Annotated in this window: 14 protein-coding genes; 6 read left to right on the top strand and 8 right to left on the bottom strand. The window is 64.8% G+C overall.

Going from position 1 to position 19470, the window contains the following annotated elements; genetic code table 11:
• Positions 1-18 precede the first annotated feature (18 nt).
• The 7 genes from EOA13_RS29295 to EOA13_RS29265 all read right to left on the bottom strand — a co-directional run bounded on the left by EOA13_RS29295 (position 19) and on the right by EOA13_RS29265 (position 9633).
• On the bottom strand, positions 19-900 hold the full coding sequence (locus EOA13_RS29295; protein WP_127296972.1) for a DMT family transporter: 882 nt from the start codon (positions 898-900) through the stop codon (positions 19-21).
• 214 nt (positions 901-1114) lie between these two features.
• Complete coding sequence (locus EOA13_RS29290) at positions 1115-2197, bottom strand: histidine kinase dimerization/phosphoacceptor domain -containing protein (RefSeq protein WP_127296971.1); 1083 nt, start codon at positions 2195-2197, stop codon at positions 1115-1117.
• A 166-nt stretch (positions 2198-2363) separates the two neighbouring features.
• Positions 2364-3851: an efflux transporter outer membrane subunit gene (locus EOA13_RS29285; protein ID WP_127296970.1), complete on the bottom strand. Its 1488-nt coding sequence runs from the start codon at positions 3849-3851 to the stop codon at positions 2364-2366.
• A 12-nt stretch (positions 3852-3863) separates the two neighbouring features.
• Positions 3864-7007, bottom strand: a complete 3144-nt coding sequence (locus tag EOA13_RS29280; RefSeq protein WP_127296969.1) for an efflux RND transporter permease subunit — start codon at positions 7005-7007, stop codon at positions 3864-3866.
• A gap of 3 nt (positions 7008-7010) precedes the next feature.
• Positions 7011-8222 (bottom strand): efflux RND transporter periplasmic adaptor subunit, encoded by a 1212-nt coding sequence (locus EOA13_RS29275; RefSeq protein ID WP_164780404.1) that lies wholly within the window; start codon positions 8220-8222, stop codon positions 7011-7013.
• A gap of 302 nt (positions 8223-8524) precedes the next feature.
• Positions 8525-8773, bottom strand: coding sequence for a hypothetical protein (locus tag EOA13_RS29270; RefSeq protein WP_127296967.1), 249 nt, complete (start codon positions 8771-8773; stop codon positions 8525-8527).
• 140 nt (positions 8774-8913) lie between these two features.
• On the bottom strand, positions 8914-9633 hold the full coding sequence (locus tag EOA13_RS29265; RefSeq protein ID WP_127296966.1) for a hypothetical protein: 720 nt from the start codon (positions 9631-9633) through the stop codon (positions 8914-8916).
• Between the two features lie 209 nt (positions 9634-9842).
• Between EOA13_RS29265 and EOA13_RS29260 the strand changes: the two genes are divergently transcribed.
• The 6 genes from EOA13_RS29260 to EOA13_RS29235 all read left to right on the top strand — a co-directional run bounded on the left by EOA13_RS29260 (position 9843) and on the right by EOA13_RS29235 (position 17503).
• Positions 9843-10571, top strand: coding sequence for a response regulator (locus EOA13_RS29260; RefSeq protein ID WP_127296965.1), 729 nt, complete (start codon positions 9843-9845; stop codon positions 10569-10571).
• A complete protein-coding gene (locus EOA13_RS29255) occupies positions 10568-11809 on the top strand; it encodes an ATP-binding protein (protein WP_127296964.1) in 1242 nt (413 codons plus the stop codon). The genes EOA13_RS29260 and EOA13_RS29255 overlap by 4 nt, the downstream gene beginning before the upstream one ends.
• Before the next feature lie 589 nt (positions 11810-12398).
• Positions 12399-13568 (top strand): acyltransferase, encoded by a 1170-nt coding sequence (locus tag EOA13_RS29250; RefSeq protein WP_127296963.1) that lies wholly within the window; start codon positions 12399-12401, stop codon positions 13566-13568.
• Positions 13565-14671 carry a glycosyltransferase gene (locus EOA13_RS29245; protein WP_127296962.1) on the top strand — a complete coding sequence of 369 codons (1107 nt, stop codon included), beginning with the start codon at positions 13565-13567 and terminating at the stop codon, positions 14669-14671. The genes EOA13_RS29250 and EOA13_RS29245 overlap by 4 nt, the downstream gene beginning before the upstream one ends.
• A 3-nt stretch (positions 14672-14674) precedes the next feature.
• The gene (locus EOA13_RS29240) at positions 14675-15709 is read left to right on the top strand and encodes a glycosyltransferase (RefSeq protein ID WP_127296961.1); all 1035 of its coding nucleotides are present in this window, start codon (positions 14675-14677) and stop codon (positions 15707-15709) included.
• Between the two features lie 9 nt (positions 15710-15718).
• Positions 15719-17503: an ABC transporter ATP-binding protein gene (locus EOA13_RS29235; RefSeq protein WP_127296960.1), complete on the top strand. Its 1785-nt coding sequence runs from the start codon at positions 15719-15721 to the stop codon at positions 17501-17503.
• 280 nt (positions 17504-17783) lie between these two features.
• On the opposite strand, the gene EOA13_RS29230 is transcribed toward EOA13_RS29235, so the two are convergent.
• Positions 17784-19250: a hypothetical protein gene (locus EOA13_RS29230; protein WP_127296959.1), complete on the bottom strand. Its 1467-nt coding sequence runs from the start codon at positions 19248-19250 to the stop codon at positions 17784-17786.
• Between the last annotated feature and the right edge of the window lie 220 nt (positions 19251-19470).

Here is a 19470-nt window from a genome sequence, read left to right as displayed (position 1 = left end):
ACCCTACTCCGCCCCACCCTACTCCGGCGATGGCACCGGCGGCCGTGATGTCAGCGCCGTGCCGAAGGCGGCGACAACGACGGCTGCGATCCCGGCCAGTTGCGTTGCGGTCAGGCTTTCATGCAGGAACAGGAAGCCGGCCAGTGCGCCCAGCCCCGGCTCCAGGCAGGTCAGCGTGCCGTAGATGCGCGCCGGCATGCGGGTCAGCGCCACCATCTCCAGGAAGAATGGCAACGCGCTGGAAAACAGGCCGACGAGCAGCGCGCTGACCAGGATCGACGGCGCCAGCAGCGCGGTTCCCGCCTGCGCGACGCCGAAGGGCAGCACCAGCACAGCGGCGATGGCCATGCCGTAGGCGGTGGTGCGGGTGCCAAGCTCCGCGCCGGCCTTCTGGGCCAGCACGATGTAGAGCGCCCAAAACCCGCCGGCCGCCAGCGCCAGCATCACCCCGATCGGGTCAAGCGGCGCGACAGAATGGACGAAAGGCGACAACAGCAGGATGCCAGCCACCGCCAGCGCGATCCAGGCAAAGTCGCTGGCGTGCCGCGAGCTCAAGGTCGCCACCAGAAGCGGGCCGGTAAACTCCAGCGCCACCGCGATGCCGAGCGGAATCCTGGCCAGCGCTGCGTAGAACAGGAGATTGAGCGCGGCCAGCGTCACCCCATAGGCGACCAGCCACGGCATGGTGGCACGCGAGGGCCGCATCTGCCAGGGCCGCAGCACCGCGATCAGCATCAGCGCACCGATGACCAGCCTAAGCGTCGTCGTGCCTTGCGCGCCGATCTGCGGGAACAGGCCCTTGGCGAAGGTGGCGCCGATCTGGATCGACACCATGGCGCCCATCAGTGCCGCGACCGGCAAGGGCGCTGCTTCGCGACTGGCAATCGGCGTCGATGTCACGTGATCCCATCCTCCATACCGCCGGGTCCAAACCCGACCGGCGCATGGAGATAGGGCGAACCGGCCGGCCTGTCGTGAGGCAGCGGCAACTGGCTGCTAGGGCAAGGACTGCAGGCACGCTATGAGCCTCCCGGGCCGCGAAGCGTTCATTGCCGCGGCGGACAAGGAGTAGCTGGAGATGATCCTGTAGGTGTGAGAGCGCAACGACAACGCTTTAGGCGGTGGCGGCCGAGCGCTTGAAGACGATGGTGACCCGCGTACCCTCGCCAGCGCTCGACTTCACATCGAACTCCGCCTTGGCATTCTCGGTTAGCGAGCGGGCAATCAGCGCGCCGAGCTTGCCGCTCTTGGGCCAGCTCTCGCCGTCCGGCAGGCCGATGCCGTCATCGGCGATCACGATGCGGCAGCCATCACCGTCAACGATGCTGTGCAGCGTGATCGTGCCGCCGTCGCGTCCCTGGAAGGCATGTTTGAGCGCATTGGTCATAAGCTCGTTCACCACCAGCCCGGTCGGCATGGCGACATTGATCGACACCGGATAGGTATCGACCTTCATGTCGAGGCGGATGCCCTCGACCGCATGCGAGTTCATCACCGCCGACGCGATCTGGCTGAGATAGATACCGAGATCGACCTCATCCTTGCCATCGTCCCCCGACAGCGTCTGGTAGAGGATCGCCAGCGCATCGACGCGACCTGCCAGCCTCTCGAAACGCTTCTGATCCGGTTCGGCCGCGTTTCGCGTCTCCATCCGGATCAGCGCGGTGATCATTTGCAGATTGTTCTTCACCCGGTGCTGCAGTTCGCGCAGCAGCGTGTCCTTCTCGCGGATGCGCTCATCAATCGATCGCGCATCTTCGGTTTCGCCATGGGCAGAGACGTCGACCAGCGCCACCAGCCGGAAGCAGGCCTTGCCATTGTCGTCCTCGATGACGTTGGAATAGACGTCGACGATCGCCGGTTGGTCTTCTGTCCGTTCCAGCCGGAACGTGCCGATGAAATCGGTGTCCTCGACCACGGCCTCGAACAGCGGCCGGTCCTTCTGCTTGTGCAGGCCGGTGCCGGAAAGCGCCGCCCAGTGTTGCCGAGCTAGCGTCGCCGCCTTGAGGCCGGACAGTTTCTCGAATTCCGGATTGGCATAGACGACACGCTCCTTCGCACCGAGGTCGGAGACGGCAATGGCGATCGGCACCTGGTCGAGGAACTTCTTGAACTGTTCGCTTTCCAGCGCGCTGGCAAGGTCCGGCGTTTCGAGCAGCTGCCCGACCGCTTCGGCCTTCTGTGTATCGGATGTCATCTGCGGCGCCTGTGCTGTGTAATCACCATCAATAACAGCGATACGATCACGCCGCCATCGCCAAAGCACGAGGCGGCATTTCGCGCGCCGCCACGAGCGGTGTGTCGCACAATCTCGAAATCTGCGTAGCCGCCTCGAAATACTTGACCGAAGCCTTGGAAACCGCTCAGGCCGCCGGCTTCGACGCCAGCCGTGGACCGGTCTTGAGGTCGACGATCTCTGGCTTGGCACTGTCCACCGCGCCGTCCCAACCGCCGCCGAGCGCCTTGTTGAGGGCGATGTAGTTGGTCGCCAGCAGGACGCGGCTTTGCAGCAGCGAGTCCTCGGCCGAGTAGAGAGAGCGCTGGGCGTCGAGCACATCGAGAAGGCTGGTCTCGCCGGCCTTGTAGAGCGTGCCTTCGAGACTTGCCGCCTCGCCATAGGACTTCGCCGACGAGGCGAGCTTGCCGATCCGGATGCGCTCCTGCGACAACAGCACCAGCGCGTTCTCGACATCCTCGAGCGCCGTCAGCACCGAAGACCGGTATGCGATGAAATATTGATCGCGCTGCGCCTTGGCGACCTCGACGGCGGCCTGCAATTGGCCGGCATTGAACAACGGCACGCTGAGCGTCGGCCCGAACGACCAGCCAATCGACGAATTCTTGCCGAGATCGCCGAGCTTCAGCGCCGCCGTGCTGATGTCTCCCGTCAGGCTGACGGAGGGATAGCGGGCGGCTTCGGCCTGGCCGACTTTGGCGGTGTATTGCGCATATTGGCGCTCCGCCATGCGCAAATCGGGCCGCGACAGCAGGAGGTCGGCGGGAATTCCGGTGGGCATCGGCAGGCGTGGTGCAGGGATTGGCGCGACCCGCTTCAGCCGCTCGTTGAGCGAGGCAGGCGGCCGGCCGGCCAGCACCGCGAGACGATGCACGGCCTGGGCATAGCTTGCCTCCAGTGTCGGCACCGCGGCTTCGGTGCTCGCTGCCTGCCCCATCGCCTTGGCGACATCGGCGGCGGTCGCCGTGCCCGCCTGCGCCATGGTGCGGGTAAGTTCGGCGGTCTGCCTTTGCGACGCGGCCGAACGGCGGGCGAGCGCGATGCGGGCCTGGTAGCCGCGCGCCTGGGCATAATAGGAAGCGACATCGCCGACCAGGGTGAGAAGCGTCGAGCGCAGTTCCTCCTGCGAGGCGTCCAGCCCATAGCGGGCAGCCTCGACGCCCCTGCGGTTGGCGCCGAACAGGTCGAGTTCCCAGCTGGCGTCAAAGCCGGCCTGATACTCGCTGTAGGTGGCATCAGAGCCAGACGTGGCTTCTGACGACTTGTTGCGGGAGACCGAGCCGGAGCCCTCGGCCGACGGCAGCAACGTGCCTGCACTCTGGCGATAGCTGGCGCGCGCCTCGCGGATTTTTGCCTTGGCGGTGGCGACATCGAGATTGCCGGCAACCGCTTCCTCGACAAGCGTGTTCAACTCGGGATCGCGCAGCCGCTGCCACCATTTCGACAGTTGCGCCGGCTGGGCAGGCTTTGGCTTCTGGCCGCTCCAGCTTGCAGGCATCGCCAATATCGGCGTCTGATAATCCGGGCCGACGACGCATCCCGCGAGCAGGACAGCGGTAAGCATAGGCGCAAGGAGCCGCCTCGCGGCCACCGAGCCACGTTCCAAGCCTGTCATGTGAAGTTTTCCTTATTGCTGGTTGACCGTCACCGGCGTCTCGCCCGTATCTGGTTTGGCCGCCCTGCCCTTGAAGATGCGTCGCACCGTGACGAACAATAGCGGTACCAGGAACACGCCGATGACCGTCGCCGCGATCATGCCGCCCATCACGCCGATGCCGACGGAGTTCTGCGCGCCCGAGCCCGCGCCGCTGGCAATCGCCAGCGGCAGCACGCCGAGGATGAAGGCCAGAGACGTCATCAGGATCGGCCGCAGCCGCTGTCGTGCTGCCTCAAGTGTCGCCTCGACCAGCCCCATCCCGGCGGTCTGCCGCTCGATGGCGAACTCGACGATCAGGATGGCGTTCTTGGCGGCGAGACCGATCGTGGTCAGCAGGCCGACCTTGAAATAGACGTCGTTGGACTGGCCGAACAGGCTTGCCGCCAGCAGCGCGCCGAAGATGCCGATCGGCACCGACAGCATGACCGCGAACGGGATCGACCAGCTCTCATAAAGTGCTGCCAGGCAAAGGAACACCACAAGGGCCGAGATCGCATAGAGCGACAGTGCTTGGTTGCCGGAAAGCTTCTCCTGGTGCGACAGCCCTGTCCATTCGTGGGAATAGCCGGCAGGCAGTTGCGCGACAAGCTTGTCGATCTCGTCCATGGCGGCACCCGAGCTGACGCCCGTGGCCGCCGCTCCCTGGATCTCGACCGCCGCCGAACCATTGTAGCGCTCCAGCCTGGGCGAACCGAATGTCCAATGGCTGGAGGCAAAGGCCGAGAACGGCACCATCGCGCCGCTGGCATTGCGGACCTGCCATTTGTCCAAATCTTCCGGCTGCATGCGGAAGTTCGGGTCCGACTGCAGATAGACCGGTTTCACCCGCCCGCGATCGATGAAGTCGTTGACGTAGTCGCTGCCCCAGGCGGTCGAAAGCGTGTTGTTGATGTCGGCCAGGCTGACGCCCAACGCGCTGGCTTTTTCCTGGTCGATGTCGACCGAGAATTGCGGCTGGTCTTCCTGCCCGTTGGGCCTTGTGTTGGCGAGCACCTTGCTCTGCCCGGCCAGGGCCAGAAGCTGGTTGCGCGTCTGGATCAGCGCGTCATGGCCCGCGCCGTTGACGTCCTGCAGGTAGAAGTCGAAGCCGTTGGTGTTGCCGAAGCCCTGGATGGCTGGAGGCGCAAGCGCAAAGACCTGAGCATCCCTGATCTTCGAAAACGCGCCCATTGCCCGGCCGGCGATTGCCTGTGCGGCCGAAGCCGGCGATTTGCGCAGGTCGAAATCCTTCAGCCGCACGAAAGCGATGCCGACATTCTGCCCTGCGCCGCCGAAGCCGAAGCCGGAGGCGGTGAACACCCCGTCGACGACGTCCTTCTCCTGGTTGAGATAATGGTTGGTCACCTCTGCCAGCACGCGCTCCGTGCGATCCTGCGTCGCGCCGACCGGCAGCTGCACGCTGGTGATCAGGATGCCCTGGTCCTCTTCCGGCAGGAACGAACTCGGCAGCCGGGCAAACATCCAGCCCACGGCAACGACGATGGCCAGGAACACGACGAGGAAGCGCCAGGACCGGTTGATGATGCCATGCGAGCCGTCACGATAGGCAAGCGTGCCGCGATCGAAGACCCGGTTGAACCAGCCGAACGGACCGGTCTGCGTCGCATGGTCCTTGGGCGGCCGCAGGATCGTGGCGCAAAGTGCGGGCGTCAGCACAAGGGCGACCAACACGGACAGCACCATCGCCGAGACGATGGTCACCGAGAATTGCCGGTAGATAATGCCGGTCGAACCGCCGAAGAAAGCCATCGGCACGAACACGGCCGAAAGCACGGTGGCGATGCCGATCAGCGCGCCGGTGATTTCGTGCATCGACTTGCGCGTCGCCTCTTTCGGCGGCAGGCCCTCTTCCTGCATCACGCGTTCGACATTCTCGACCACGACGATGGCGTCGTCGACCAGCAAGCCGATCGCCAGCACCATTGCGAACATGGTCAGCGTGTTGACGGAATAGCCGAACAGCGACAGCACGCCGAACGTGCCGAGCAGCACCACCGGCACGGCAATCGTCGGGATGATCGTGGCGCGCAAATTCTGCAGGAAGATGAACATCACCAGGAACACCAGCACGATCGCTTCGGCCAGCGTCTTGACCACCTCCTCGATCGACAGCCGAACGAAAGGCGAAGTGTCGTAGGGATAGACGACCTCGACGCCTTGCGGGAAGGTCGAGCTCAGCCGGGCGATCGTCGAACGCACCGCCTCGGCGGTGTTGATGGCGTTGGCGCCGGTCGCCAAATTGACGGCGACGCCAGCCGCCGGCTTGCCGTTGTAATTGGCCTGTGTCGTATAGCTTTCGGCGCCGAGTTCGACGGTGGCGACGTCGTTGAGGCGTACCAGCGAGCCGTCCGTCTGGCTCTTCAGGATGATGTTGCGGAACTGTTCGGCGGTCTGCAGCCGGCTCTTGGCCGTCACCGTGGCATTGAGCTGCTGGCCCTTGCGCGCCGGCAGGCCGCCGAGCTGGCCGGCCGAAACCTGCGTGTTCTGCGCCTCGATCGCCGAGGCCACGTCGCTCGGCATCAAGGCGTATTTGGCGAGCTTGTCGGGGTCGAGCCAGATGCGCATGGCATAGCCGGAGCCGAACAGCTGCGTCGAGCCGACACCCTCGACGCGCTTCAGCGTGTCGTTGACGGTGGCATCGACATAGTCGGCGAGATCGGTCGAGTTCATCTTGCCGTCGGTCGACACGAAGCCGATGACCATCAGGAAGCCGGTCGAGGATTTGGAGACGGTGATGCCGTTGCTCTGCACCACCTGCGGCAGCTGCGACTGCACCAGCTGCAGCTTGTTCTGCGTCTGCACCTGGGCGGTATCGGGATCGGCTGATGTGGTGAAGGTCAGCGTGATCGAGGCCGAACCGGTCGAGGTCGAGGTCGCCGTCATGTAGTCGAGATTGTCGATGCCGGTCATGCCCTGCTCGATGACCTTGGTCACCGAGTTCTCGACGGTCTGCGCGTCGGCGCCCGGATAGGTGGCGCTGATATTGACCGTGGTCGGCGCGATCTGCGGATATTGCGAGATCGGCAGCGAGGTGAGCGCCAGAAGCCCGCCCAGCATGATCACGATGGCGATCACCCAGGCGAAGATCGGCCGGTTGATGAAGAATACGGACATCGCTCAGTTCCCGGTCGCGGCGGCAGGCGCCGGTTTCGCCGCATTGGACGCGGCCGGCGCGGCGGACGTGCCCTGCCCGCGATCCTTGACCTCGCCTGTCGTCTCGTCGATCGTCACTTCGACGCCCGTTGCATCGCCGCCGGGGCGCACCAGCTGCATGCCCTCGACGATGACACGGTCGCCGTCGCCGACACCCGAATCCACCAGCCAGTTGTTGCCGACGCTGTTGCGCACCGCGAGCACGCGCGTCTCGACCTTGCCCTGCGCATTGATGACCATGGCGGTGGCCTCGCCCTTGGTGTTGCGGCTGACGGCGCGCTGCGGCACCAGGAAACTGTTCTGCGCGACGCCCTCCTCGACCAGCGCCCGCACATACATGCCGGGCAAAAGCAGGCGGTCGGGATTGGGGAATTCGGCCCTGAGCGCGAAGGTGCCGGTGGTCTGGTCGACATTGGCGCCGGCGAATTCCAGCTTGCCGGTCTGTGTGTAGATGGTGCCGTTCTCGAGCTTCAGCTTGACGCTGACATTGGGGCCGCTGAACTTCAGCCGCCCTTCCGAGATCGCCTGGCGCAGGTTGAGCAGGTTGGTGCTCGACTGTGTGACGTCGACATTGATGGGATCGAGGGCACGGATGGTCGTCAGCACAGTGTCCTGGTTGGCGGTCACCAGCGCACCCGGCGTCAGCGTGGACTTGTCGATGCGCCCGGCGATCGGCGCGGTGATCGAGGTCCGGTCGAGGCTGATGCGCGCGGTCTCGGCACTGGCCTTGGCCGAGGCGACATCGGCTTGCGCCTGTGCCAGCGTGGCGGCGGCATCGTCATAATCCTGTTTGGAAACAACGTTCTGCTTCAACAGACCGGCATAACGGTCGAACTTGGCCTGTGCGGTGGGCATCGCCGCTTGCGCCTTCTGCTGTGCGGCGACCGCGCTGTCATACGACGCCTTGTAGCTCGCCGGATCGATGAGGTAGAGCGGTTGTCCAGCCGCCACCTCGCTGCCCTCCTTGAACAGGCGCTGCTGGATGATGCCGTTCACTTGCGGGCGCACCTCGGCAACCAGCGAGGCCGCCGTGCGTCCCGACAGCTCGGCGGTGATCGCCACCGATTGCGGATGCAAGGTGACGACACCGACTTCCGGTTTGCCGGGCGCGCCCATGCCGGCGGGGGCGCTGCCCTCCTGCGAGCAGGACGCCAGCAGAAGAGTGGCGGCGAACATCGCGACCCAGGGCGCCAGACGGCGTGCCGAAAAACGAGGCTGGCTAGACTTGGAAATCATGGCCTGGATCTTTCCCTGGAGTTGCGTACGCGCTGGCAATGGACCGCTTGGTCGAGGGCATGCCGATCCATATGATGATAGGCCGCACCCGTCGGCGGGCGGCGACGAGCAATGCTTCGAAGCGGCTCATGTCGCGCTCCTTCTCGTCGGCCGGAGCTGCTCGAAGGTCGAGTAGCTGGCCGCGATGCCCACCAACATCATTATGCCGATCAGCGAGGACATGCCAAGCGCCTTGCCGGAGTTCACGCGATCTTGCGGTCATGATGTCCATGGCTGTCGAGCGGCTGCGAGAGCGGAAGCGACAGCCGCCAGGCGGCGAAGCGCAGGCGGATCGCGCCCTTCAGCGTGTCGGCCGGCAGAGCCAGTGGCAGGCCGCGTCCGGACAGCGGAAGACCCCGTCCGGACAGCGGAAGACCGCGTCCGGCATGGTCGAGTGACAATCTCGGGCTGGCGGACGCGAGCAGCCGCAGCAGTATCATGGCTTCCCACATTGTCGTGCTTCCGTTTGATTTGAACTGGGCATGATTTGAAAAACAGGGATGGCGAGGATACGCCCGCCATCCCTGAAAGAGACCGGCCGGCCCGAGAACGGGTTGGGTACCGGGCCGGCCGGCGCAGCCGGTCAGAGTTCTCAGCCGTTCCCGGGCTGGGGCGGCGGACTGCCATCGTTGGGCAGACCTCGGGGGCCGGCTGCATCATCCGGCGGACCACCCCAGGGACCGGGGGTTGGTCCGTGGGGACGTTCCGCCGAAGCGAGGATTTCGAGCTGTTCGGGCGTCAGCTTGGCGCGCAGTGCCGCGATCGCGTCTTTCAGCTTGCCGGCCGAAACCGCGCGGGCCGTGACGTCGTCGGCCAGTTTTTCCTGGAAGGCGAAGGGATCGCGCTTGCCGTCAGGGCCGGCTGAGTCGGAGCCCTTCGCTTCAGGACCGCCGGAGCCATCAGGACCACCGGGCCGCCCATGATCGGGCCGTGGCGGCGCCAGCACGGCCTGCAGCGCGCTGGTGTAGTCGCGCCAGGCGTCGAGCTGTTCGGAGCGGATGCCGACGCGGGTCTCGAGCGCGGCCAGCCGGGCGGCCAGCATGAATTCCGGCGGCGGACCCATGCGGCGGGGGCCAAAGCCTTCCGGTCCAAAACCTCGCGGGCCAAAACCCTGCGGACCATGCCGCATCGGCCCGTGCGGGCCGGGTCCGGCCATCGGGCCATGGTCGGGTCTATCCTGCATTGCCCCACTCTGCTGGGCCATGACCGGTGGCGGCTCGCCGGGGGCGGCACCCGGATCGCGCTGTGCCGCCAGCACGGGGTGAATTGCGGCGACGGAAAACAGGCCGAGCGCAAGAAGTCTGCTTCGCATGACGGTGTTCCTTTCTCTCATGCTTCGGACAAATGAGAGGATAGGAAGCGTGTTTGTCCGCTTCGCGTCGGCGTATTGCCGAAGGTTTCCGCAAGAGGGCAATTTGTAACTGAATGTTTCCCACGGCCTGCCGGAAACATTCAGTTGCAATTTTCCGTGCCGCTTGGACGCGGCTCTCCCTATAATCGCGGCCAAGGCAAGGCACGGTCATGCAGTCACAACCCCATATCCTCGTCGTCGACGACGACCGCGAGATCAGGACGCTTCTCCAGCGCTATCTCGACAGCCAGGGCTTTCGTGTCACAGCTGCGGCGGACCGGCGCGAATGCGAACAGAGGCTGGGCGCGGGCCAGTTCGACCTGATCGTGCTCGACGTCATGCTGCCGGACGGCTCGGGGCTCGATATCTGCCGGGCCTTGCGTGACCGCAAGCCGCATATCCCGGTCATCCTGCTGACGGCGCTGAAAGAAGATGTCGACCGCATCATCGGCCTGGAACTCGGCGCCGACGACTATCTCGGCAAGCCGTTCAACCCGCGTGAGCTCATTGCCCGCATCCGTGCCGTGCTCAGGCGCTCGGCGCCCGAGGAGGCGCCAGCCTCCCCGCGCGCGCGTACCTACCGCTTCGCCGGCTACAGGCTGGAGCCGGACACCCGCAAGGTGACGGATGCACAAGGCGTGGCCGTCGACCTTACGGGCGCCGAGTTCGACCTCTTGCAGGTGTTTCTGGACCGCCCCGGCCGGCTTTTATCGCGCGACCAGCTTCTCGACCTGACGCAAGGCCGCGAGCGCGACCCGCTCGAGCGTTCGGTCGATGTGCTGGTGAGCCGGCTGCGCCGGAAATTTTCCGACACCGGCGACGGGCCGCTGTTCAAGACCGTGCGCAATGGCGGCTACCAACTCACCGCGCGCGTCGAGACCGTGGAGAGCCACGCGTGAATTCGCTGCGCCGCCGTCTCATCCTGCTGCTGGTCGCCTCGATCGTCGGCGTTGTCGGCCTGGCGACGGCCGCCGTCATCAGCGTGCGCGGCGGCGGACCGCCGCCGGAACTGACCGTGCCCTGGATTGCCCAACAGATGGAACTGGTGGTGCGGCTTTTGCCGGGGCCGATCCCCGACGTCCTGCGGGTGCAATTCGCCGACCATCCGGCGGGCGGCAAGGTGGCTCGTGCGGAAACGGCGATGCTCAATGACATCCTGCACCGCCGTGGCCTCGACTTTCCGGCGGTCGTCAACGAGAAGACGGACGAACCCGGCCAGATCGCATCGATGCACCTGCCTGACCGCCGCTGGGCGATCATGGAGGTGCCGCATCTCAAGCCGCCAAGGCGCGAATGGCTGGTCTTGGCCGGCTGGATCTCGCTGATCGTCGCCGGCGCCACGGCGGTGTCGGTCTATTTCACCTCGGTGCTGATCCGCCCGCTCGAGATGCTGGAGGCCGCCGTCTCCAAGATCGGATCGGACGGCGTGCTGGCGGCGGTGCCGGAAGTGGGCTCGGCCGAGGTCAAGGCCACCGCGCATGCGCTGAACCAGCTCTCGTCGCGGCTGCGGACCGCCATGGAAAGCCGGATGCGGCTGGTCGCCGCCGCCGGCCATGATCTGCGCACGCCGATGACGCGCATGCGGCTACGCGCCGAATTCCTCGACGACGAACGCGACAAATGGCTTCACGACCTCGACGAACTCGACCGCATCGCCGATAGCGCCATCCGCCTGGTGCGCGAAGAAGTGAACCAGGACGCCGTCGAACCGGTCGACCTGGCAAAGACGGTGCGCGATATCGAAGCCGAGATGGTATCGCTCGGCCATGCCGTCTCGATCGGGCACCTGGACAAGGTTTGCGTGCGGGCCGGCGCGCTTGGCCTGCGCCGCGCCTTGCGCAACCTGATCGTCAACGCCGCCACCCATGGCAAGGCGTGCCGCATCGACCTGGCCGCAGCCGACAATCGCGCCGTGCTGACCATATCTGACCATGGCCCGGGCATACCCACGGAACTCCTGAACAAGGCGTTCGAGCCCTTCTTCCGCGTCGACCCCGGCCGCCTGCAATCCATCCCCGGAGCCGGTCTTGGCCTCGCCATCGCCAAGGAAATCATCGAGCGCTACGGGGGCACCGTGACGCTGGAAAACCGCCGGGGCGGCGGGCTGGAGCAGACGGTGGTGTTCGAGGCCGTGTGACGGTCGGCGGTCAGCCGAGTAACCGGCGTTGCGCGCGGCACCGACGAACAAACAGAGACGATGCTGCACCGCGCAAAGCCAATGGTTCCAAATCATTTCTCCACGGAGCCAGGACCGAACCCATATAGCCAAAATATAGATTACAAAATTTCTTGTGATCTAACAAAGAGCTAGGCTCTAAAGCCAAGAGCTCTCCAATCAACCGAGGCGGGAGAATCGGCACAACTTAAACCACAACGTTTAAGTTCTGAGAAAAATTGCCGAAATTGGCGATAACCGCCCGGTTTTGTCATTTTTTAGCGCTTGCTCACATAAGTATTTCAGCTGGGTAGATTTTTTGTGTTGCGCCGCACAATGCCGTAGCCGAACGATCTCCTGGGGGACTCGTTTGCGACTGGACATATGCCGTGGAGGATCCCGTCAGGTTGACTAGCTTGAGCTGTCCGTCCGTCGATTTCGGGCTCGGCCCGATCGGACTCGCCCCAATCGGACTCGCAAAGCGCGCGTTTGCCGGCGCCATGGCGGATCTCGTCCGCCTTGGCCTGCCGCTCGAAACGGCGGGCTGGCGTAACGCCGGCGGAAGCCGCTGATGGGAAGCACCCGTGACATCCAACTTGATGCGTCGAGAGCCATCGCCGTGACGATGGTGTTGTATTCCCATTTCTTCGCCGCTGGAGGATCTTCATTCTGGGGCCATATCGGCGTGCGGCTGTTCTTCGTGCTGAGCGGCTTCCTCATCACGCGCCTGCTCCTGGACGCGCGTTCGGCCGCCGAATTCGAGACCGGCCCCGCGCTGCGATCCTTCTATATCAGGCGAGGCTTGCGGATATTTCCGCCCTATTTTGCCGTCCTGGGTTTCGTCTGGCTGGTCGACCTGGACCAATCCAGGGGATCGCTGGTCTGGCATGCGCTTTACCTGTCGAATTTCTGGTATGCGCTGCGCAATGACTGGAACCCTTGGGTGCTGTGCCATTTCTGGAGCCTGAGCATCGAGGAGCAGTTCTATCTTGCCTGGCCGCTGGTCGTCCTTTTGGCCCCGCGCCGCCGCTTCGAACAGATCTGCATCGGCATCATCGCGCTGTCGTTGGCCTATCGCTTCTATTGGCCGATCACCGCCACGCCGGCGCTGGCGCGCGACCTGCTGCCGCCGGCGTCCATGGATGCGCTGGCGACGGGCGCGCTGCTTGCCTGCTGGCGGTCCAGGGGGGCGGCCCTGCCGCACTGGATGCGACTGGGCTGGCCTGCCTTCGCGGCCGCATTCCTTGTCATCGAGTGGTTTGTGCCAGCGCCTGCCGATCCGATGCTGGAATGGACCCACTGGCTCGTGCGGCAAGTCCTGCCCCTGGTACCGCTGATGGCTATCGTCGCGGCCTGTTCGCGCGGCCTTGGCGGCCCCCTTGGCAAGCTTGCCGAACTGCCGCCGCTGCTTGGCCTCGGCCGCATCAGCTACGGTGTCTATCTCTACCATCCGATATTGCTGTCGCTCGCCGTCAAGGCGCAGCCCTGGATTCCGCTCAACGTCTCGGAGCAAGGGCCAGGGCGATTCCTGGTTGCGAGCGCCGCCACGATTGTCGCGGCCTGGATTTCCTGGGTGGTTTTCGAGAGGCCGCTCAACAGCCTCAAGCGCCACTTCCCCTATGTCGCGCGCACCCGCCCCGCACAGGGCAGCCATGACGGCTGGCTCGCAACGGCAGCCGTCGGACCGCCCGATGGCCGCACACCGGCGCTCGAATTCCAGCGCACGGATACAAGACGATGACCGCCGCGCCACTCGTCTCCGTCCTGTTGCCGGTCTACAATGCCGGTCCCTATCTCGCCGCCGCGCTGGGAAGCATCCTGCGGCAGGATTACGGCCGCCTGGAGATCATCGCGATCGATGACGGCTCGACCGACAATTCGCTCGAGATACTCGAGCGATGCCAAAAGGCCGACAGCCGCATTTCGATCGTCTCGCGCGAAAACCGCGGCCTTGTCGCGACGCTCAACGAAGGGCTGGCGCTCGCCCGGGGCGAACTGGTCGCGCGGATGGACGCCGACGACGTCGCCTATCCCTGGCGTTTGTCGCGCCAGGTGGCGCTGTTCGAGCGGCGGCCCGAACTGGGCTTCTGCGGCGCCGGCGTCGACATGTTGATCCGCGGCCGCATCGCCAGGGGCAAGCCCGATCCGGTGTTCCAGTTCGGCTGCATCCCGATATTGGCGATGTTCTTCACGATCTTCATGCACCCGACAGTCGTCTACAACAGGAAGGTCGTTGACGACAGCGTTCTCCACTACGACCAGGCCTACAGGCACGCCGAGGATTTCGATCTTTTCAGGCGGCTGGCCAGCCGTTACCCGGCAGCCATGATGCCCGAAAACCTGGTGGTCTACCGCGTCCATCAGGCAAGCGTGACCAGCCGGCACGTCACGGAGATGCGCAGGACGCATTTGCGGATAGTGGCCGAGAACCTTGAGCGCGAGGGCCTGGCGCAGGCCACGCGGGACCTGCGCGACATCGGCGATGCGGTCAGGCACGACACGGTCGCCCGTGCGGCCAGCTTCATCGTCGCGCTGGAGGAGGAAATCCGCTCGCTGCCGGCGGCGACGCGGCCGAGCTTCGAGGCCGGCGCGCTGAACCTGTTCTATTTCCTCTACCAGCTCGTCGTCGACGAAAAGCAGCCCGCGCTGACGCATGAATTGCTGACGCGGACCGCGAAATGGAACGTCATCCGGCGCCGCGAACAATATGCGCTGCGGCCCGGCGCCTGGGCGCCCTGGCTCAGCCTCGCCTCGCTGTCGGCCGCCAGGCAAGCCGATGCCATGGCATACTTCTTCAAATCCGCGCCTGCCGCGGCGGTGCTGGCACCTTATCAGGCGGGCTGAGGGATGATCGTCAAAGCCAACCAACCTCTGCAGCGCGATCGTTCGACGGCGCTTGGCCCTGCCCCGGCCGGTCCACGCCCGGAACGATCGGCGCCGGAAGTCAGCTTCATCATCTGCACGCGCAACCGCGTCGCGGTGCTCGACGCCTGCATCAAGTCGGTGCAAGCCGCCTGCCGCGCACATGCCGGCTTCGCCGCCGAACTCGTGGTCGTCGACAACGGTTCGAGCGACCGCACGGCCGAACGCCTGGCCAGCATCGCCGCTGCGTCGGACATTCCGTTCACGCCGATCTGCGAGCCGCGCCCCGGACTGGCGGCCGCGCGCAACGCCGGGCTGCGGCGCGCGCGCGGCCATGTGCTGGTCTTCGTCGACGATGACTGCGCGGTCCATCGCGACTATTTGCGCGATCTGGAGCGACACTATGCGTCCGGGGAACAATGGCTCATCCGGGGCGGACGTGTCGAGCTTGGCGATGCCAGGGATTTGCCGTTCACCATCAAGCGGTCGTGGGCGCGCGAGCGGCTGACGCCAGATGTTCATCCCGGCGGTTTCGTGCTGGGCTGCAACATGACGATGCACCGCGACGTCGCGGCCCGCATCGGCTATTTCGACGAACGCTTCGGCGCCGGCGGACCATTGCGGTCGGCCGAGGATACCGATTATCTCGTGCGCGCGATGCTGCTCGGCATCGCAGTCGAGTATGTGCCTGATATGACGATATTCCATCATCATGGCCGGCGGGATCGCAAAGCCATCGAAAAGCTGCACCGCGACTACAGCCTGGGCAATGGCGGGCTCTGCCTGAAGCATGTTCGCCACGCGCCCTGGCTGCTTCGCCATTTCTACTGGGCCGCAAGAGGGGCTATCCGGGAATTGGCAGGAGGCCCCGCCTTCGATCGTGAACTCAACCTGCCGCACTGGCCGATCGTCGCCATGAATTTGCTCGGCGCGGCCAGGTTCGCGGTTCTCCTGCTGGCCAGACGGCCGCGGGCCGAGCCGGCGCGGCAAGATCAACAAGCCAATGCCCAGGCGAGGTGAAACGCAATAATGCCAATGCTGCCGCCAAACCTGCCCATGCTGTTCCGGGCGTTCGGAAAGCGGCAACTGCGCCTGCTTCCGGCGGTGGTGGTACTCGGCCTGCTCAGCGCCGTCCTCGAGGGGTTCGGCATCGGCCTGATCATCCCGTTGCTGGGCATCATCATGGGACACGGGGATGCGGCAGGAATGGGCGGCTTCTCCGCTGTCCTCCAGCATGTCGGATCGGGCTTGAGCGAGCGCGACCGGCTGATCGTCATTTCGGTCGCCATCCTCGGCTCGATCATCCTGAAGAACGTCTTCGCCTTCGCCAACACGCTGCTGACGACCTTCATCTCCGGCAAGGCAAGCCATTCCATCCGCAGCGCCCTGTCGGAGCAGCTGTTGCGGGTCGGCTACCCATTCTTCCTGCGGCAAAGCCCCGGACGCCTGCTCAACATCATCTCCAACGAATCCTGGCGGGCCTCCGATGCGATCCAGATCATGCTGTCGGCCATCGTCAGCGCGTCGGCCGCCATCATCCTCTTGGCTTTCCTGTTGCTGCTTTCGTGGCGCATGACGCTTTTGGTCACGCTCGGACTGGCGCTCGTCCAGATCGCGCACGCCATCCTCTCTGCCAATCTGAAGGAGCCCAGCCGCAGCGTCGCTTCGCGCAACGGCCACCTCGCCTCGCAGATGCTTCACCTTGTGCATGCCGGACGGCTGATCCGCATCTTCGGACAGGAGAACCGGGAGAAGGCGATATTCGACACGGCGTCGGATGCGGTTCGCCGCGCCTCCTTCGCGCTGCTCGTGCGCCAGGGAGCGCTGCCGCCGCTGACGGAGGTTCTCCACGCCATGCTGTTCCTGGCGGTGGTGATCGGCGCCTGGCTGGCGCAGGTGAGTTTCCCGCTGATCATCGCCTTCGTCATCTTGCTCTACAGGCTGCAGCCGCATATGCGGGCCCTGCAGGGGTCGTGGAGCCAGCTGCAGGGCCTGAGCGGATCGCTCGAAGAGGTGACATGGCTGCTGGATCCCGCCGGCAAGCCGCAACCGCCGCAAGGCGACGAGCCGTTCCACGGCCTGCGCCAGGGCATCAAGTTCGACGATGTGACATTCACCTATTCCGGTACGGACCGGCGCGAGGTCGTGCTGCATGCGGCGACATTCGAGATCCGCGGCGGCCGCTCCACGGCGCTGATCGGCCGCTCGGGCGCCGGCAAGACGACGATCGTCAATCTCCTGTGCCGCTTCGTCGAACCGGACACCGGCAGCATCCTCGTCGATGGATCGCCGCTCGACGGGATCGACGCCAGCCAGTGGCGACGGCACATCGCCCTCGCCAGTCAGGAACTGGAACTGGTCGATGGCAGCATTTTTGAAAACATAATCTACGGGCAGGATGCGGCGACAGCCGGCGATGCCGAGGCCGCCGCAAGACTGGCCGAAGCGCACGAGTTCATCGAAAGGCTGCCTCAGGGCTACGAGACGCTGGTCGGCTACAGGGGCGTCAATCTGTCGGCGGGACAGAGGCAGCGGATCGCCTTGGCGAGAGCCCTGGTCCGCGATCCCGATCTCCTCATCCTGGACGAAGCCACCAATGCGGTGGACGGGCTGTCGGAAGCGGCCATCGTCGAGACCCTGAAGTCGAGAGCCGGCCGCCGCACCACCATCGTCATCAGCCACCACCACAGCACCATCTCGTTCTGCGACGACGTGGTCATCCTGAGCGGCGGCCGCGTGAAAAAGCAGGCCCCTTTCGGCGCCCTGGCCTCGCTCAGCATGGACGAGCTTTATCAGCACGAGCCGCTCGACTGAGGAGGCACCGGGCCGGCCGCGACCGTTTCCCGGTGTGTTTGCAGCCTCCGGCCGGCGGGTCGTCGCAAAGGTTCGAATCAGAAGCCTGGGGAAGCGCCGCTGGCACCTTCCGTGATCGCACCAATGCCGTGCGGAATCGAGGCGCGCTACCTTGTCTGTGCGGCGGACCTGTCGATCCGCCTGGCCGGTGCCCCATTGGGCTTACTCTCCGGGTGAGGTGCCGGCCTCCCATGCACAAAAGACCTGAAGCGGGTCGCCTGAAGCCCTTCAGCGCCGCACTTCAGCCAGCGGCGCCGACATTCCTGCGCATGCGCCGCCTGCCCGTCGTCCGTGCTTTCTTCGCCATCGCCCCGGTTATCTCGACCACGCCGTCCTCGCGCGGCCTGCCATTGGTGGCCTTGTGGAGCCGCTCGTAGGGCAGCAGTTCCTTGATGCGGGCATTGAGCGATGCGATTTCAGCTTTGAGGTCCTCGCATTCCTGACTCTGCACGTCGAACTGTATCTGTTCGGACGCCTGTTGCAGCGTCAGCTGAGAAAGGTTGGCGTTCACCTTGGAAAGACTCATCTTGTCGCTTTCGCTCTCCTGGGTCAGCGCGGACAATCTTTCATCGGCGATCTTCTTTTCGGCCAAGGCATCGTTCAGTTCGCTCTTGAGCCTGGCGATCTCGCCTGCGGCTTCGCTGTTTTCGGTCGAGGTTTGCTCCAGCCGCGATTGCAGGTTCTGGATCTCCGAGCTCAACCCGCGCATTTCCGCCTGGCTGCGAGCCAGCTCGGCTTCCTTGTCGCCTTCCATCATGCGTGCTGCTTCGTTCGTTTCCGACAGCTTCGCCTGTGCGGCCTCGAGCGACTTCTGGAGCCGCATCTCCTCTTTCTCGCTCTTGCCGAGCGCGGCCAGCAGCTCCGCCAGCCGCGCTGCTTCGCTGGCATGGATCGTCGAGAGCTCGTCGAGCCTGTGGCGCGCCTGCGATTCCCGCTTCAGCGCCTTGTCGAGTTCGAGCGACAGGTTGACGTGCTTTTCGCGCAGCATCTTGCTTTCGCGCAAGCGCCTGTTGGCCTCGACCGTCCTGGCAGTCAGCCGCTTGGCGATGTCGCCGAACTCCGCTTCGCGTTTGGCGCTCGCATTGGCTGTCTCCACCAGTTCCAGCCTTACCGCGGCAAGTGCCGCACGAAGCGTCTCCCGGTCCTGAACCAGACTTGTCTCGCGCTGCTGCAGCGCTTCGAAAGCGCCGTCACGCTCGCGCAGTTTTTTCACCGCGTCGTGCAGCTTTTCCGACAGCGCCCTCTGTTCGGCGGCCAGGGCGGCATTGGCAACCTCCAGCTCGTTGGCGCGCAGGATGTCGCTGTGCAGGATGTTGAGGAATTCACGCGTCAGATGGTGTGAGGTGCCGATCTCCGACAGCTTGTCGTTGATCTCCTCCAGATAGTCCCTGGCGTCATGGAAGAGACCCTCGAAGGCGCTCAATGCAGCCAGCCGGGTCTGTGTATGGGCCGTCAGCCGTGGCGCGGTTTCGGAACTGTCCGCATCGCCCGCGGCGTCGGCCTTGCTGGCGTTGTCGTCATTTGCCGCGTCGGCCTGGGGTGGCCCGTCATCGGGTGCCGCCTGGGCATCCGGCACATCGTCGCTCTCCGACGGCACCAGGTCGTCGGCATCGAGACTTGCATCCAGCGCGTCCGCCAAATCGATCTGCAGGTCCTGGATCGCTTTATCCACGTCTTCAGCACGCTTGATCAGGCCTCTGAAGTTCATCACCAAACTCCCCTTACGCATACCTCGCTTCGAACTTAACAAATTGCTAATGTATCCTTACATCCGCTACTTGCGCAGGGGAAGCCCCGTCGGCACAAAGGTAAATTTGGGACATTGAGGGTTGAAATAGCCCGAACAACCAATGCCGCAGCCGGGAAGAGCCGGATTCCTCTGACAGTGTGGAGGTCTGAAGACGGCAAGACCGCGGCCGCTCAGGAAG

Origin of the sequence: Mesorhizobium sp. M7A.F.Ca.US.011.01.1.1 (genome assembly GCF_003998295.1) — a bacterium.
GTDB lineage: Bacteria > Pseudomonadota > Alphaproteobacteria > Rhizobiales > Rhizobiaceae > Mesorhizobium.
This window is presented reverse-complemented; position numbering and strand designations above follow the sequence as displayed.